The organism is Vibrio toranzoniae, from assembly GCF_024347655.1.
In the GTDB taxonomy this organism is placed as follows: Bacteria; Pseudomonadota; Gammaproteobacteria; order Enterobacterales; family Vibrionaceae; genus Vibrio; species Vibrio toranzoniae.
In genome coordinates, this window is the sequence record NZ_AP025515.1 from 355,261 (window position 1) to 367,406 (window position 12,146).

Here is a 12,146-nt window from a genome sequence, read left to right on the forward strand (position 1 = left end):
AGTTGCCTACATGAGAAAGGTGGTCATGACACAAAATGTGGTACTTAGAGACGGTTTAATGTGGGATAAATATGGCATCCAGCATTAACTATTGACCTCAAAAGTCTTGTTATGTGTATACCTAAAAGTACGTTGACAAAATATCCACTTCCATATCGAGAAAGCCAGGATAGTAGAACTTATAACCTTCCGAAACGAGGTCATTTATCAGAAAATTAAAGCGCTTTAGCGCCATACAATATGACTGCATGGCATCTACACCATAAATATACTCATCAATACCCAGTACCAGAACACTAAATTTACAACGATAGTCACCCGTTGAGTCTGGCTCGGGCAAACCTAGTTCAATAACCAAATTTAGCGCGTTATCATTAGATTTTTTCACTACATATTCGCTAACTATCATAACTATTCCTCATAGTACATAGACATAATGCCCCCACGAAAGGTACTAGCCTCCAATATCATGGGTTAGCTTAAGAAACCTTGGGCAAGTAATGGCTTTTAATTCTAAGACGAACAAAACATTTTATGAACACCATACCATATGGTAACATTTGCTGAATATAAATAATAATTGAGAACCGTTATAATGCTTAATAAGATCGTCCTAATTTTTTCAATACTACTCATGTCTGGCTGTGCAAATAATGCCATCCTTGAACTTCAACAGCTTGATTCAACTAAAATAGAAAATAAAAGTATCCAGATCATTGATGATGGACGCACTAAAGAGTCAATTAAACATATTATTGCAGGTAAATTAGATGAGTACGGTTTCCAATATGAAGTTGTCGATATTTCTCAATCTAACTCTAGCACTACTGATAACCCAAAACTGACCTACTCTGCAAATTGGTGGTGGGATATGGCTAGTTACATGCGCTTTCTAAATGTTGAAATAAAAGACAACAAGCAAACCGTAGCACTTGTGAAAATTGACACGGTAAAATGTGGTGGATTTGACAAATTTGGTTCAGCCCAACGTCGCACAGAGATTACGCTCGATCTACTACTAAGTAATTTAACTAAAGAAGAAGCAAACGAGCTAATCTGCCTTGGCGGTCAGCCAAACCAGTAATATTAGAAGGCCTCATAGAGTGAGGCCTACTTTTATTTTGATGTATAAACCCTGCGATATTGATGTATTGCTATATGACTTGAGTTTAAATACGTTGTACAGAGCGCACTGGCACCCAACCAATTTCGCATGTTGACCTCGAAACTCGATACCACTCATTGAGTTCATACAGCACTGACAGCTTTTCACCGATGACGGTATTGATCTCAACATTGTCATAGTCTTCCAGCATTACTCCTACGGAGCTACTTTCAGTCTTTTCTATATATTGAATTGGAGCCCAGCCTTGCTCGCCAGTATCATTGGTTATAAAAATCCAATTGGGAAATTCGTCATCCATTTCACCCAGCGCTACTTTATCGCCTCGCTTCAAATAAAACGGATTTGGGTATTCTGAGACATGCTGTTTAGTAGTAACTACTTCCATATTCCCTCCAAAGTATCGACGTTGCGTTGAGTAGTGAGCGACGCCTCCTACAAAGCTAATCCATGGTGCCGGTACACTAACTCCGATTCAAACCGAAAATGCCAAGTGTTGGGAATCTGTCTTAAATGCTTGTATGGTGTAAATTTAACGATGCTTATACTGAGTTGGGCAATAAGCTCTTGTAATATCAGAGCTTCGCAGTTTTTCGTGTTTGGTTAAGCGCCCTGAAACTCGAGAGCGCCACAATTTAAAACTGCCACTTCTCAGTTTTCTACGCATGAAGCGAATAACCTCAGCTTCATTCAAGCCGAATTGTAATTCTATAGCCTCAAACGGAGTTCTATCTTCCCATGCCATTTCAATAATTCTAGATGCTCTTTCTTCTTGTAGAGTCATTTTGTATTCCTAAGTTAAAAAGTCGCTTTTTGTACGTTAATTTCTAGCTTCTGGTTCACAAAATATATAGCTTAATCTTCTAAACGGTGAGGAATCGCACTTCAAACTTGATACTAAATTTTAGGCTGTTGCTCCCTTTCTTGTTTAAGCAACTCAAGCGCAAACTCTCGCAACACACGTGCATTATCGCCATTATCTATGTCCCCACAAACATCATCTTGGTATTTGACTAAAGGGCTTGAATATATGGGGAGTATGTTTGTCTCATAACTCATTATTGTACCTGAATCACCACATCTAAATGCGCGAGCATAAGAAACAAGTTTCCCCTGATAGTCTTGTGGGGTAGCGGATTTCAAAAACAATGTTAAGTTAGGTATTGGATTGCTTTCTCGGTGCTGTGCCCACGACAAATGACCTAATTCATGCTCTAAAGCATGTATTGGTGCGCCAGATGAAATAGCAAAAAAACCACCACCAAAATATGGAGAAGCTTGTCCAGATAAACCTAATTTTTTTGCATGCCTTTCATGGAAAATCAAACCGTATAATTCGTTTGTATGTGTATCACTGAAAGTAACTCCTTTACTTTCAAGAGTTTTTCTCACAACTTTCCATGCTGAACTTAGATTATTAACTGAATCTTTTTCTAATGATATCGCTGAAATTTTGCCAATTTTTCTTCGTAAGGGAATACACGAATTTTCAAGTACCTGATTGGCGTACTTTACTGATTTATTCATGGATTTTTTCACTTCATCTAATGTAGATAATGCTAAGACTTCTTCATCTACAAAAAAATGGACATGTGTTGTAGCCACAGCGTCTAAATTACAATCGGATAGCTCCAATCCCTTTGAGCTTGGTTTAGTTAAGATAGCTATTATGACCACAACCAATAACGACATGACTACAATTATTCTAGCTTTTGACTTCAAAAACTTCCTCCTTAATGAGTATTTCTGAGTAAAAAACTAACGCTAAGCTAAGTAGTGAGCCACGTAATACGAAGCCACCGCATAACACCTTAAACACTAAACGCAACGCATAGTAAAAATGCCACGCGTTGCGAATCTGCCTTAAACGCTTTGTTATGTGAATTTTTACTCGTACTTTTTACCGTTGTATTTTAACCAACCATGAAGGTGTCGGTTTTGTGGATCATGGTGAGTCCAGTGCATAACACCACCTTTTTTATTCCACTCATATTCACCATAGAAGTGAACTCGGTCACCGATTCTAAGGTTTGGAATTCTTGGGGCTAAATCAATATTTTGAGCTACAAACAAAGTTTGTTTGCTATCTAGTCTGAGTATAAACTTCTGATGACGACTTCCCTCGTTATCATCTGGCAATAGGTGGCTTACAGTTCCAGAACCTCGAACTTGAAGGTCACTTTGATGATTTTCATATGCTTGTTTTAGCTTGTGATCATTGGCTTGAGCACCTACTGAAACAAAGCACAGGACTGCTATAAACACTGTGAAAAATTTTTTCATATACCTCAATTCCTTCGATTCACATAACGCTAAGCTAAGTAGTGAGCAACGCAACACGAAGCCACCGCATACCACCTTAAACACATAAATCAACACATACTAAAAATGCCACGCGTTGCGAATCTGTCTTAAGCGCTTTGTTAGTTTGCCACCGTGATGAAACTAGAGGTTTAGCGCCAAGGTGCTGAATTGGTTATGAAACTACTGGCTTTGAACGCAAAAGTAAAACGGGCAGCTCAGAAGTTAAATGCAACCGACAAAACACGCTTGGCTAAGAAGCGACATGCGGAATATAACCACGGTTTAAAGCGCTTTAACTGGCAAAGGATTCGTTCGACTAACCTGACAATCAAGTGCGACCAAGCCATTTACAAACACCTCAGCCGCCAAGAAAAAGAAAATGCATCAAAGAATTAGCAACAATGTTAGAGCCAGTAAGTGACTCACCCGCCGCAAACGCTTCCAATATAGTGCCACCGGAAAGTTCGTGAGATAGAAAGGCGAACAGGTGAATAGCTAGAACGCAGAACAGGGTTTTTAGACCACAAACGCTTTTCTGCCCTTTGCAAACTAACGCCGCGTTAAGTGGTGAGCAACGCAGACCACTGCACTTAAAGTATTGTGCCGTAAACACTTAAGCTGAGGCAAACCAAAAATGCCGATCGTTGGGAATCCGTCTTAAACGCTTTGTTAGTTGCCCTTGCCTGACGCTAGTGCTAACATTTGTGTGTACATTAATTTAGGAGCAACTCATGGACACTCGAATTCAATTTCGTGTTGATGACGAAATCAAACGCTTAGCTCAGCAAATGGCTGAAAGCCAAGGACGCACACTTAGCGATGCTTGCCGTGAACTTACTGAGCAAATGGCTGAACAACAACGCAAAGCATTATCTCACGACGCTTGGTTAACTGAACAAGTAAACCTAGCATTTGAGAAGTTTGACTCAGGAAAAGCTTCATTTGTTGACCATGACTCAGCAAAAGCGCGAATGGCTGAACGAAAAGCAAAGATTCGTAGCCGAGGTCAACAATGATTTTATGGGAAGAAGAATCGCTAAATGATCGTGAGAAGATCTTTGAGTTTCTTTATGACTTCAACCCTGATGCGGCAGACAAAACTGACGAAATTATCGAAGCTAAAGTAGAAAATTTACTTGAGCAACCATTAATGGGTGTTCAACGTGATGGTATTCGAGGACGATTACTAATTATCCCCGAAATCTCAATGATCGTTTCTTACTGGGTTGACGGCTCAGCGATTCGCGTAATGCGAGTTCTACACCAGAAGCAAAAATTCCCTACCGACTGATTGTGGTCGGTGGGCAAACTAACGCCCAATTAAGGTGTGAAGCACGCTACCATCATACCCAATTTGAACACCATAAACACTGAGCTTAACCTAAACCAAAAATGCCAAGCGTGCTGAATCACTCTTAAATTGTTTGTTAGGCATTTTTGTAGCAATACGCAAGTTCGCTTAGCGCAGAGTCCAACTGGTTTCTAAAAGCACTACTTTGAACGTTTAAATCATCTGCAATTTTTGTAGCATCAAATGTTGCCACATCTTCAAATAGACTTTCGAGGATCTCATCGGCTAGTTTTAATGACTGAGTTATTGAGGCCAAGTCTAACAGGCTTGCTATCGCACGAGCTTTTCCTATATCAGCCATTGATTTAGATAGATAATCTAGTGACTCTTTTGTAGCATCTTCAAATTTAGCACTCTCCGCACTTGCTCGATACCAATACGGATGTGTGGCTTTTTCGTGGTTAATTCTCGCAGACTCAATACCTGTTGCAATGTCTTGTAAGAATTGAATAGTTCTAGCCCTTTTGTCCGCTACTTGCGCTTGGTTAAAGTTATTTTTAGCAAGAAAGTATGCAGAAAACCCACTAATTAATGCTCCAAGGCCAATTTTTAGAGCGGTATCAAGTAACGTAAAAACTTCTTTTTCCAAAGGAAACTCCTATATGCCTAACGCCCAATTAAGGTGTGAAGCACGCTGCCACAACACTTAGTTTGAACACCTTAATCACTAAACTAAACCCAAACCAAAAGTGCCAAGCGTGCTGAATCACTCTTAAATTGTTTGTTATACAAATGGTTAATGAGGCTTAGGAACCTCTTTAAAGACTAAGTTCAATGGTTTAACTAAAGAGTACATCCAAAGACCAAATGCTACAAAACACCACATGAACAACGTGAAGAATAAACTAAACACTGGCCATATTGCCAAAGCGAGAAGCAGCCCTGAGGTGCCTGTTACTGGTGTTTCGTCCCACTTTACAGTCTCAGCACCAAACATAGATGCGACACCACAAATTAAAAAGAAGACAAAGAAGCCTAGGCTCAAACCAATAAAGAGCATTTTGAAAAGAGATCTTTTCGAGATTTTCTTAGCTGTAATTTCCATTTTCATCCTTGTATTTGTATAACGCCGCGTTAAGTAGTGAGCAACGCCACCACCCTACCTAAAACCTTGCCGCCTTAAACACTAAAGCTGACCCAAAGTGAAAATGCCGAGCGTTGAGAATCTGTCTTGAACGCTTTGTTATGCACGTTTTACCTTGCACTTCGGTACAAAGACCTCTCGGAATTTTGGATTTCTCGAAGCATTGTATCAATAACTTCTGTTCTTGCTTCCTCAAAATCTGGTGAGGTTTCCATTTCGCGCTCAAAGTACACCGTTGCCTCAGTATCAAGATACTTACCTTTCACCTCGTACCTACTGAGTTCAAATAGCTTTTCGTTATTTTTAACGACCGCGGCGTGTATAACTGGAACTTTACTTGTTACTTCATCTGAAAAGTACAAAGGAAACATTTGCATCAATACACTAAGTTTATATACCTGCTGTTGATAACGCTGCTTTTCCTTTAAGTGCTCTTCAACTTTGGTATCACAGTTGTATTCAGAGCTTTTTAGTTCCACTGCCTGATAGCAAAGATGTAAATCTGCTTTAAATTTTGCTGTACCCGTCATTGCTTTCAGACTTTGAAGTTGCAGGTTCAAGTAAATGTCATTGAAAGACTCCAGAAGTTCAACTTGCTTGTTTAGCTTCTTTTCTGCTAACTCTTGGGTCTGTCGATTCAACCAATAGTCTTGCTCTGCTGTTAGTTGACTACTCATCAAATAATATGAACCAGCTACAGTAAGTAGAGCAGATAAAATTGCCGTAAATATAATTTCTTTCATATTAATCAAAATATTACCACCAAAGTGCATAACGCTAAGCTAAGTAGTGAGCAACGTAATACGAAGCCACCGCATAACACCTTAAACACATAAATCAACGCATAGTAAAAATGCCGCGCGTTGCGAGTCTGTCTTAAGCGCTTTGTTAGGTTTATGATTTCCACTTCATTAGATGATAACTTGCCGCACCATCATCCACCGTTTCGGCAATTGTAAAGCCCTGAGATAAATAGAACTCAGTGGCATTGCCATTTTTACTAAGACACTTGAGGCTTAAGCTTGGATGCCTTTGTTTCGCGAGATCTAGCAGCTTTAAGCCTACACCGCCACGTAAGTTACCTGGACTCACAAACAAGTGGTGAATGAAGTTGTCAGGCTCCCAAATTGAGACAAAACCGACGACTTTGTTTGATTCAATTGCTACCCAAAGACTTTCACCCTCTGTATCCCGTTCAAAATCTGACAGCTCAAATTCAACTGTATCCAACCATTTAAAGGTTGCTAGTCGTGATCCTAGATACAGCTTCTTTACAGCATCTAAATGATGAGATTGAAATCTTATTATTTCCATGAACTTACCAACAAACCTAACGCTAAGCTAAGTGGCTAACAAACCTGCCACCTGACTCAATTTGAACACCTTAAACACACAACTTAACCAAACCAAAAATGCCGAGCGTTTGTTAGTCCGTCTTAAGCGCTTTGTTAGTTTGCCACCGTGATGAAACTAGAGGTTTAGCGCCAAGGTGCTGAATTAGTTGTGAAACTACTGGCTTTGAATGCAAAAGTAAAACGGGCAGCTCAGAATTAAAACCCAACCGGCAAAACACGCTTGGCTAAGAAGCGGCATACGACAAATGACCACGGTTTGAAACGCTTTAACTGGCAAAGGATTCATTCAATTAACCTGACAACCAAGTGTGACCAAGCCATTTGTTAGCGAAATTAGTCACCAAGACAAAGAAGACGCACCAAAGAACTAGCAACAATGTTAGAACCAGTAAGTGACTAACGCACCGCAAACGCTTCCAACATAGTGCCACCGGAAAGTTCGTGAGATTGGAAAACGGACAGGTGAATAGCTAGAACGCAGAACAACGCTTTTAGACCACAAGCGCTTTTCTGCCTTTTGCAAACTAACGCCGCATTAAGGTGTGAGCGGCGCTTGGTTATACTTGAGCGAAGCGAAAGCGCCAAGCGTTGCGAATTACTCTTAAATGCTTTGTTAAAATTCTACTTTCGTCGGAACGCTTTTCTAAGTTTTTCAATGCCCTCGCCGAGGGGAGGAATTTCTATTTTGAGCTTTGTTAAGCCAAACTCAAATTTACCACCTGACACGATTAATGCAGCGGTTAATGCGATACCAATACCTAAAAAGACAACCTCAAAAGGATTTCTTCGCATAATATTTTGTAAATACAGCTCTTCATGAGGAGCCAATTCAGTAGAAGCCAAACGTTCCACTTCCCTTGGAGTAAGAGTAGACGCTCGAGAAGCAATAAGCTCTGACACCTCTGTAGCTGTCATTTCTGCCACCATTACATCACCGTCATCGCCATCAAATTGGAATTGAACTTCATCCAACGCTAAAACGTAGCATGCTCTCAACAATGAAAAATATTCACTAAATTGATTTAATGGTACTGGTCTACCATCAGAGTTAATTGTAACTTCCACCGTTTCTAACTGATGTTCCATCATAACCTCCTGAGAATTTTAACGCCGCATTAAGGTGTGAGCAACGCGACCACGAAACCTAACCATACCACCGCAAACACAAAACCCAACGATGACATAAAAATGCCAAGCGTTGGGAATCACTCTTAAATGCTTTGTTAGCACTGATGATCTCGGAAATCGCCAACTAATGCCCAAACATTGACGTCACTCCTATGCTTGAAATTAGCAGTCCCAGGCGTTACCTCTTTAAATGAAATAAAGACGTCCGCATACCAAGTGTTACCAGTGAGGTTATAATCTATTGACGTTGAAAGAATATCGTAATCTTTGCTATAGATTTCATCTATGCGCATTTTTAAATCATTACAAATAGCTTCACTAGGTTTACTCATTATCAACTCCTTGTACATTATTTGAAACAATAGTGCTAACGCTAAGCTAAGTGGCTAACAAACCTGCCACCTGACTCAATTTGAACACCTTAAACACACAACTTAACCAAACCAAAAATGCCGAGCGTTTGTTAGTCCGTCTTAAGCGCTTTGTTAGTTTGCCACCGCGATAAAACCAAAGGTTTAGCGCCAAGGTGCTGAATTAGCAATGAAACTACTGGCTTTGAACACAAAAGTAAAACGAACAGCTCAGAATTTAAACTCAACCAACAAAACGCACTTGGCTAAGAAGCGACATACGACAAACAACCACGGTTTGAAGCGCTTTAACTGGCAAAGGATTCGTTCGACCAACCTGACAACCAAATATGACCAAGCCATTTGTTTACTAATTAGCCGCCAAGACAAAGAAAACGCACCAACGAACTAGCAACAATGTTAGAACCAGTAAATGACTCACTCACCGCAAACACTTCCGACATAATGCCACCGGAAAGTTCGTGAGATTGGAAAGCGAACAGGTGAATAGCTAGGACGTAGAACAAGGCTCTTAGACCACAAACGCTTTTCTGCCCTTTGCAAACTAACGCTAAGCTAAGTAGTGAGCAACGCAATACGAAGCCACCGCATAACACCTTAAACACATAAATCAACGCATACTAAAAATGCCACGCGTTGCGAATCTGTCTTAAGCGCTTTGTTAGTTTGCCACCGCGATGAAGTTAAAGGTTTAGCGCCAAGATGCTGAATTATTTACAATAACTACTGGCTTTAAATGAAAAAGTAAAACGGGCAGCTCAGAATTTAAATACAACCGACAAAACGCACTTGGGTAAGAAGCGACATACCACAAATAACCACGGTTTGAAGCGCTTTAACTGGCAAAGGATTCGTTCGGCTAACCTGACAACCAAGTGCGACTCAGTTATTTATAAGCACCTTAGCCGCCAAGACAAAGAAGACGCACCAAAGAACTAGCAACAATGTTAGAACCAGTAAGTGACTAACATACCGAAAACACTTCCAATACAGCGCCACCGGAAAGTTCGTGAGATTGGAAAAGGAACAGGTGAATAGCTAGAACGTAGAACAAGGCTTTTAGACCATAAATGCTTTTCTGCCTTTTGCAAACTAACGCTAAGCTAAGTAGTGAGCAACGCAATACGAAGCCACCGCATAACACCTTAAACACATAAATCAACGCATACTAAAAATGCTACGCGTTGCGAATCTGTCTTAAGCGCTTTGTTAGTTTGCCACCACGATGAAATCAGAGGTTTAGCGCCAAGATGCTGAATTGGTTATGAAACTACTGGCTTTGAATGCAAAAGTAAAACGGACAGCTCAGAATTCAAACCCAACCAACAAAACAAACTTGGCTAAGAAGACTTTCGTAGATACCGACAGCCACAAATACCATCTTTCAATGTTCCCACTTAACTTTCAAAACCAAAGAAACAGCGCGCAAGAACATTGAGAAATGAACCTTACTAACACGAAAGGATTGAATGACACGAAAGCCAATTAACCGAAAACTTGCTACGCGAGATGCCTATTTCAATGAAAAGTCTTTGGGAAATAACAGGTGAATAACTAGAGCGTAGAACAACGCTTTTAGACCACAAACGCTTTTCTGCCCTTTGCAAACTAACGCCGCATTAAGTGGTGAGCAACGCAGACCACTGCACTTAAAGTATTGTATCGTAACCACTAAATTCAAAGTAAACCAAAAATGCCGAGCGTTGGGAATCCGTCTTAAATGCTTTGTTATGCATATAGCCCCAGCTACTCTGAAACTACGTTTGGATCATCCGCCTTATTAACAGTCAAATGCAATACAGGAAATGAAGACTCGCCACCAATACCGCCAACCATTCTTTGAATTTCAACAGCAGCAAAAGCATACAAACCTCTCTCACGCAGAGCGATCAGCTCATTATTAATGTCCCGGCTAGCATTTATTTTTTGGACTGGCTCCAAGTCTTGCACAAATTCAGACCAGTCTTTTATATTTTGTAGGAAGTTAGCTACAAGATCTAATTCTTCGTCAGATAAGTTATCACTGTAATCCATATATGAAGCAAGACAGCCTGACATTTTTTCAAACATTTCCTTGCCAGTGTGAACAATACATAATTTTTCTGGAATTTCTGCCTTATCTCTAACGATTCGAACCTTCGGAGTTTGAGGCGTTTCTTTTAGTTTTTCTTCAACCCATGTTTCATGATTGGATTTGATAGTCATCAATAATTCTGGAGTAAATGTTTCAACCTGATCGTCAATTTGCTTATGGTGAATTCTACAAAGCAATATGAGATTTGAAACATCATCTATTTTATCTCTGGGAAACTCAGGGTCGCTTCGGGGGCCTTTTTTAGCGCCAGACACTATGTGGCACTCTTCACCAACTACTGACTCTGAATCTTGAGTCGTTCTTTCGAAAACTAAAGACTGTTTACAAATTGCACATTTAGTACCGGATTTTCCCCAAAGAATTTTCCGCGTTTTATCTGAGATAGCCATAGTTTCCTCATATATGCACAACGCCGCATTAAGGTGTGAGCAGCGCTTGGTTACACTTGAGCGAAGCGAAAATGCCAAGCGTTGCGAATCACTCTTAAATGCTTTGTTAGCTTTTTTGGGCTACATACTTTGCGTGAATATCAAGGACAAATGGCTCAACTAAAGCTATACATCGGTCTAGATCGCCATCCGTTATATCTACTTTATCACCATCTAAAGTATGACCATTTCGATGCACAAGATCATGGCGTAACTCAAGTTGTTTTAATAGCTCTCTACTGATATTGAAACGAATGCCAAGAACTTTTTTATAATACATTTCAACATCATTAAGCCGATGCCATACCAATGCTTTCATTGAATGTATCAGATACTCATCAATAGGATTGTTTAAAGCAAAAGGAACCGTCACGGTTGCAGAACGAAACTTGTCATGGCTTGCTAGTTTTCGGAGTGACTCAGGAGAATTAGTAATCTCAAAAATGAACAGGTTTGAAAGATACTGTTCCATTAAACTTATCACGTTTGAAAAATACAATTGGTTGTGAAAACTATCTCGACTTTGCGCTCTTATTTGCGTAAGTCCTTCAGTGAAGGTATTGAGATATACATCAAATGCCGTATCAGAACTCATTAGCATGGTACTCCACTCTAATTTGCTCTTCTAGCGTGTCATCCTCTGTCTCAACATCTAGCGTCCAATCAACGCCAACATTAGAAGACCAAACATTAATGTTAAACTCATTACCTTTCTCGTCTTCAAACGAATCATAGTTTTCGCTCACACTGTCCCTATAGCGATCTGCTGTAAAGTTAGGGGATGGCACGCTAACAACCGTAATTTCTTCAGAACCGCGATAAATAAGTAGATAACCACCTGAAATAGGCGGCATACAGTCATTACCTTCTAACGTAAACTTCATCGTCTCATTTCTCAAAATACAAA

Annotated in this window: 19 protein-coding genes; 5 read left to right on the forward strand and 14 right to left on the reverse strand. The window is 40.1% G+C overall.

Annotated features, from left to right (window positions below):
- Nucleotides 1-121: 121 nt before the first annotated feature.
- Nucleotides 122-409, reverse strand: a complete 288-nt coding sequence (locus OCU50_RS15940) for a hypothetical protein (RefSeq protein ID WP_060469701.1) — start codon at nucleotides 407-409, stop codon at nucleotides 122-124.
- A 186-nt stretch (nucleotides 410-595) separates the two neighbouring features.
- On the opposite strand from OCU50_RS15940, the gene OCU50_RS15945 reads away from it, so the two are divergent.
- Entirely contained in the window at nucleotides 596-1,084 is a 489-nt protein-coding gene (locus OCU50_RS15945) for an Sbal_3080 family lipoprotein (RefSeq protein WP_060469702.1), read from the forward strand.
- 85 nt (nucleotides 1,085-1,169) lie between these two features.
- On the opposite strand, the gene OCU50_RS15950 is transcribed toward OCU50_RS15945, so the two are convergent.
- The 4 genes from OCU50_RS15950 to OCU50_RS15970 all read right to left on the reverse strand — a co-directional run bounded on the left by OCU50_RS15950 (nucleotide 1,170) and on the right by OCU50_RS15970 (nucleotide 3,406).
- The gene (locus OCU50_RS15950; protein ID WP_060469703.1) at nucleotides 1,170-1,511 is read right to left on the reverse strand and encodes an SH3 domain-containing protein; all 342 of its coding nucleotides are present in this window, start codon (nucleotides 1,509-1,511) and stop codon (nucleotides 1,170-1,172) included.
- Nucleotides 1,512-1,655: 144 nt separating this feature from the next.
- Nucleotides 1,656-1,907 (reverse strand): TIGR03643 family protein, encoded by a 252-nt coding sequence (locus OCU50_RS15955; RefSeq protein ID WP_060469704.1) that lies wholly within the window; start codon nucleotides 1,905-1,907, stop codon nucleotides 1,656-1,658.
- Nucleotides 1,908-2,020: 113 nt separating this feature from the next.
- Complete coding sequence (locus OCU50_RS15960; RefSeq protein ID WP_235588172.1) at nucleotides 2,021-2,845, reverse strand: hypothetical protein; 825 nt, start codon at nucleotides 2,843-2,845, stop codon at nucleotides 2,021-2,023.
- Nucleotides 2,846-3,010: 165 nt separating this feature from the next.
- A complete protein-coding gene (locus tag OCU50_RS15970) occupies nucleotides 3,011-3,406 on the reverse strand; it encodes a DUF3465 domain-containing protein (RefSeq protein WP_060469705.1) in 396 nt (131 codons plus the stop codon).
- A gap of 195 nt (nucleotides 3,407-3,601) precedes the next feature.
- Here OCU50_RS15970 and OCU50_RS15975 point away from each other — a divergent pair, with 195 nt between their 5' ends.
- From OCU50_RS15975 to OCU50_RS15985, 3 genes are all read left to right on the forward strand, one after another.
- On the forward strand, nucleotides 3,602-3,823 hold the full coding sequence (locus tag OCU50_RS15975) for a hypothetical protein (RefSeq protein WP_060469706.1): 222 nt from the start codon (nucleotides 3,602-3,604) through the stop codon (nucleotides 3,821-3,823).
- A gap of 335 nt (nucleotides 3,824-4,158) precedes the next feature.
- On the forward strand, nucleotides 4,159-4,443 hold the full coding sequence (locus tag OCU50_RS15980) for a type II toxin-antitoxin system RelB/DinJ family antitoxin (RefSeq protein WP_006710667.1): 285 nt from the start codon (nucleotides 4,159-4,161) through the stop codon (nucleotides 4,441-4,443).
- On the forward strand, nucleotides 4,440-4,718 hold the full coding sequence (locus tag OCU50_RS15985; RefSeq protein ID WP_046225271.1) for a type II toxin-antitoxin system RelE/ParE family toxin: 279 nt from the start codon (nucleotides 4,440-4,442) through the stop codon (nucleotides 4,716-4,718). The genes OCU50_RS15980 and OCU50_RS15985 overlap by 4 nt, the downstream gene beginning before the upstream one ends.
- A 136-nt stretch (nucleotides 4,719-4,854) precedes the next feature.
- Here OCU50_RS15985 and OCU50_RS15990 read toward each other — a convergent pair whose 3' ends face one another.
- From OCU50_RS15990 to OCU50_RS16025, 6 genes are all read right to left on the reverse strand, one after another.
- Nucleotides 4,855-5,367, reverse strand: coding sequence for a hypothetical protein (locus tag OCU50_RS15990; RefSeq protein WP_060469826.1), 513 nt, complete (start codon nucleotides 5,365-5,367; stop codon nucleotides 4,855-4,857).
- A gap of 147 nt (nucleotides 5,368-5,514) precedes the next feature.
- Nucleotides 5,515-5,829: a hypothetical protein gene (locus tag OCU50_RS16000; RefSeq protein WP_025787411.1), complete on the reverse strand. Its 315-nt coding sequence runs from the start codon at nucleotides 5,827-5,829 to the stop codon at nucleotides 5,515-5,517.
- A 143-nt stretch (nucleotides 5,830-5,972) separates the two neighbouring features.
- Nucleotides 5,973-6,635, reverse strand: coding sequence for a hypothetical protein (locus OCU50_RS16005; RefSeq protein ID WP_060469825.1), 663 nt, complete (start codon nucleotides 6,633-6,635; stop codon nucleotides 5,973-5,975).
- Between the two features lie 121 nt (nucleotides 6,636-6,756).
- Nucleotides 6,757-7,176 carry a GNAT family N-acetyltransferase gene (locus OCU50_RS16015; protein ID WP_060469832.1) on the reverse strand — a complete coding sequence of 140 codons (420 nt, stop codon included), beginning with the start codon at nucleotides 7,174-7,176 and terminating at the stop codon, nucleotides 6,757-6,759.
- Between the two features lie 662 nt (nucleotides 7,177-7,838).
- The gene (locus tag OCU50_RS16020; RefSeq protein WP_025534186.1) at nucleotides 7,839-8,303 is read right to left on the reverse strand and encodes a hypothetical protein; all 465 of its coding nucleotides are present in this window, start codon (nucleotides 8,301-8,303) and stop codon (nucleotides 7,839-7,841) included.
- Nucleotides 8,304-8,440: 137 nt separating this feature from the next.
- Nucleotides 8,441-8,677, reverse strand: coding sequence for a hypothetical protein (locus OCU50_RS16025; RefSeq protein WP_060469827.1), 237 nt, complete (start codon nucleotides 8,675-8,677; stop codon nucleotides 8,441-8,443).
- A 208-nt stretch (nucleotides 8,678-8,885) separates the two neighbouring features.
- Here OCU50_RS16025 and OCU50_RS16030 point away from each other — a divergent pair, with 208 nt between their 5' ends.
- Nucleotides 8,886-9,107, forward strand: coding sequence for a hypothetical protein (locus tag OCU50_RS16030; protein ID WP_065311181.1), 222 nt, complete (start codon nucleotides 8,886-8,888; stop codon nucleotides 9,105-9,107).
- 1,355 nt (nucleotides 9,108-10,462) lie between these two features.
- Here the strand turns inward: OCU50_RS16030 and OCU50_RS16035 are convergent.
- The 3 genes from OCU50_RS16035 to OCU50_RS16045 all read right to left on the reverse strand — a co-directional run bounded on the left by OCU50_RS16035 (nucleotide 10,463) and on the right by OCU50_RS16045 (nucleotide 12,123).
- Nucleotides 10,463-11,200: an HNH endonuclease signature motif containing protein gene (locus OCU50_RS16035; RefSeq protein ID WP_060469798.1), complete on the reverse strand. Its 738-nt coding sequence runs from the start codon at nucleotides 11,198-11,200 to the stop codon at nucleotides 10,463-10,465.
- Between the two features lie 106 nt (nucleotides 11,201-11,306).
- On the reverse strand, nucleotides 11,307-11,834 hold the full coding sequence (locus OCU50_RS16040) for a hypothetical protein (protein WP_235588176.1): 528 nt from the start codon (nucleotides 11,832-11,834) through the stop codon (nucleotides 11,307-11,309).
- Nucleotides 11,824-12,123, reverse strand: a complete 300-nt coding sequence (locus OCU50_RS16045) for a hypothetical protein (protein ID WP_060469796.1) — start codon at nucleotides 12,121-12,123, stop codon at nucleotides 11,824-11,826. Before OCU50_RS16045 ends, OCU50_RS16040 begins: the two co-directional genes overlap by 11 nt.
- Nucleotides 12,124-12,146 lie beyond the last annotated feature (23 nt).

What these genes read in the sequence shown, in the direction of transcription:
- OCU50_RS15940 (WP_060469701.1), bottom strand. Translation starts at nt 409, where the DNA reads ATGATAGTTAGCGAATATGTAGTGAAAAAATCTAATGATAACGCGCTA.
- OCU50_RS15945 (WP_060469702.1), top strand. Translation starts at nt 596, where the DNA reads ATGCTTAATAAGATCGTCCTAATTTTTTCAATACTACTCATGTCTGGC.
- OCU50_RS15950 (WP_060469703.1), bottom strand. Translation starts at nt 1,511, where the DNA reads ATGGAAGTAGTTACTACTAAACAGCATGTCTCAGAATACCCAAATCCG.
- OCU50_RS15955 (WP_060469704.1), bottom strand. Translation starts at nt 1,907, where the DNA reads ATGACTCTACAAGAAGAAAGAGCATCTAGAATTATTGAAATGGCATGG.
- OCU50_RS15970 (WP_060469705.1), bottom strand. Translation starts at nt 3,406, where the DNA reads ATGAAAAAATTTTTCACAGTGTTTATAGCAGTCCTGTGCTTTGTTTCA.
- OCU50_RS15975 (WP_060469706.1), top strand. Translation starts at nt 3,602, where the DNA reads ATGAAACTACTGGCTTTGAACGCAAAAGTAAAACGGGCAGCTCAGAAG.
- OCU50_RS15980 (WP_006710667.1), top strand. Translation starts at nt 4,159, where the DNA reads ATGGACACTCGAATTCAATTTCGTGTTGATGACGAAATCAAACGCTTA.
- OCU50_RS15985 (WP_046225271.1), top strand. Translation starts at nt 4,440, where the DNA reads ATGATTTTATGGGAAGAAGAATCGCTAAATGATCGTGAGAAGATCTTT.
- OCU50_RS16000 (WP_025787411.1), bottom strand. Translation starts at nt 5,829, where the DNA reads ATGAAAATGGAAATTACAGCTAAGAAAATCTCGAAAAGATCTCTTTTC.
- OCU50_RS16005 (WP_060469825.1), bottom strand. Translation starts at nt 6,635, where the DNA reads ATGCACTTTGGTGGTAATATTTTGATTAATATGAAAGAAATTATATTT.
- OCU50_RS16015 (WP_060469832.1), bottom strand. Translation starts at nt 7,176, where the DNA reads ATGGAAATAATAAGATTTCAATCTCATCATTTAGATGCTGTAAAGAAG.
- OCU50_RS16020 (WP_025534186.1), bottom strand. Translation starts at nt 8,303, where the DNA reads ATGGAACATCAGTTAGAAACGGTGGAAGTTACAATTAACTCTGATGGT.
- OCU50_RS16025 (WP_060469827.1), bottom strand. Translation starts at nt 8,677, where the DNA reads ATGAGTAAACCTAGTGAAGCTATTTGTAATGATTTAAAAATGCGCATA.
- OCU50_RS16030 (WP_065311181.1), top strand. Translation starts at nt 8,886, where the DNA reads ATGAAACTACTGGCTTTGAACACAAAAGTAAAACGAACAGCTCAGAAT.
- OCU50_RS16035 (WP_060469798.1), bottom strand. Translation starts at nt 11,200, where the DNA reads ATGGCTATCTCAGATAAAACGCGGAAAATTCTTTGGGGAAAATCCGGT.
- OCU50_RS16040 (WP_235588176.1), bottom strand. Translation starts at nt 11,834, where the DNA reads ATGAGTTCTGATACGGCATTTGATGTATATCTCAATACCTTCACTGAA.
- OCU50_RS16045 (WP_060469796.1), bottom strand. Translation starts at nt 12,123, where the DNA reads ATGAAGTTTACGTTAGAAGGTAATGACTGTATGCCGCCTATTTCAGGT.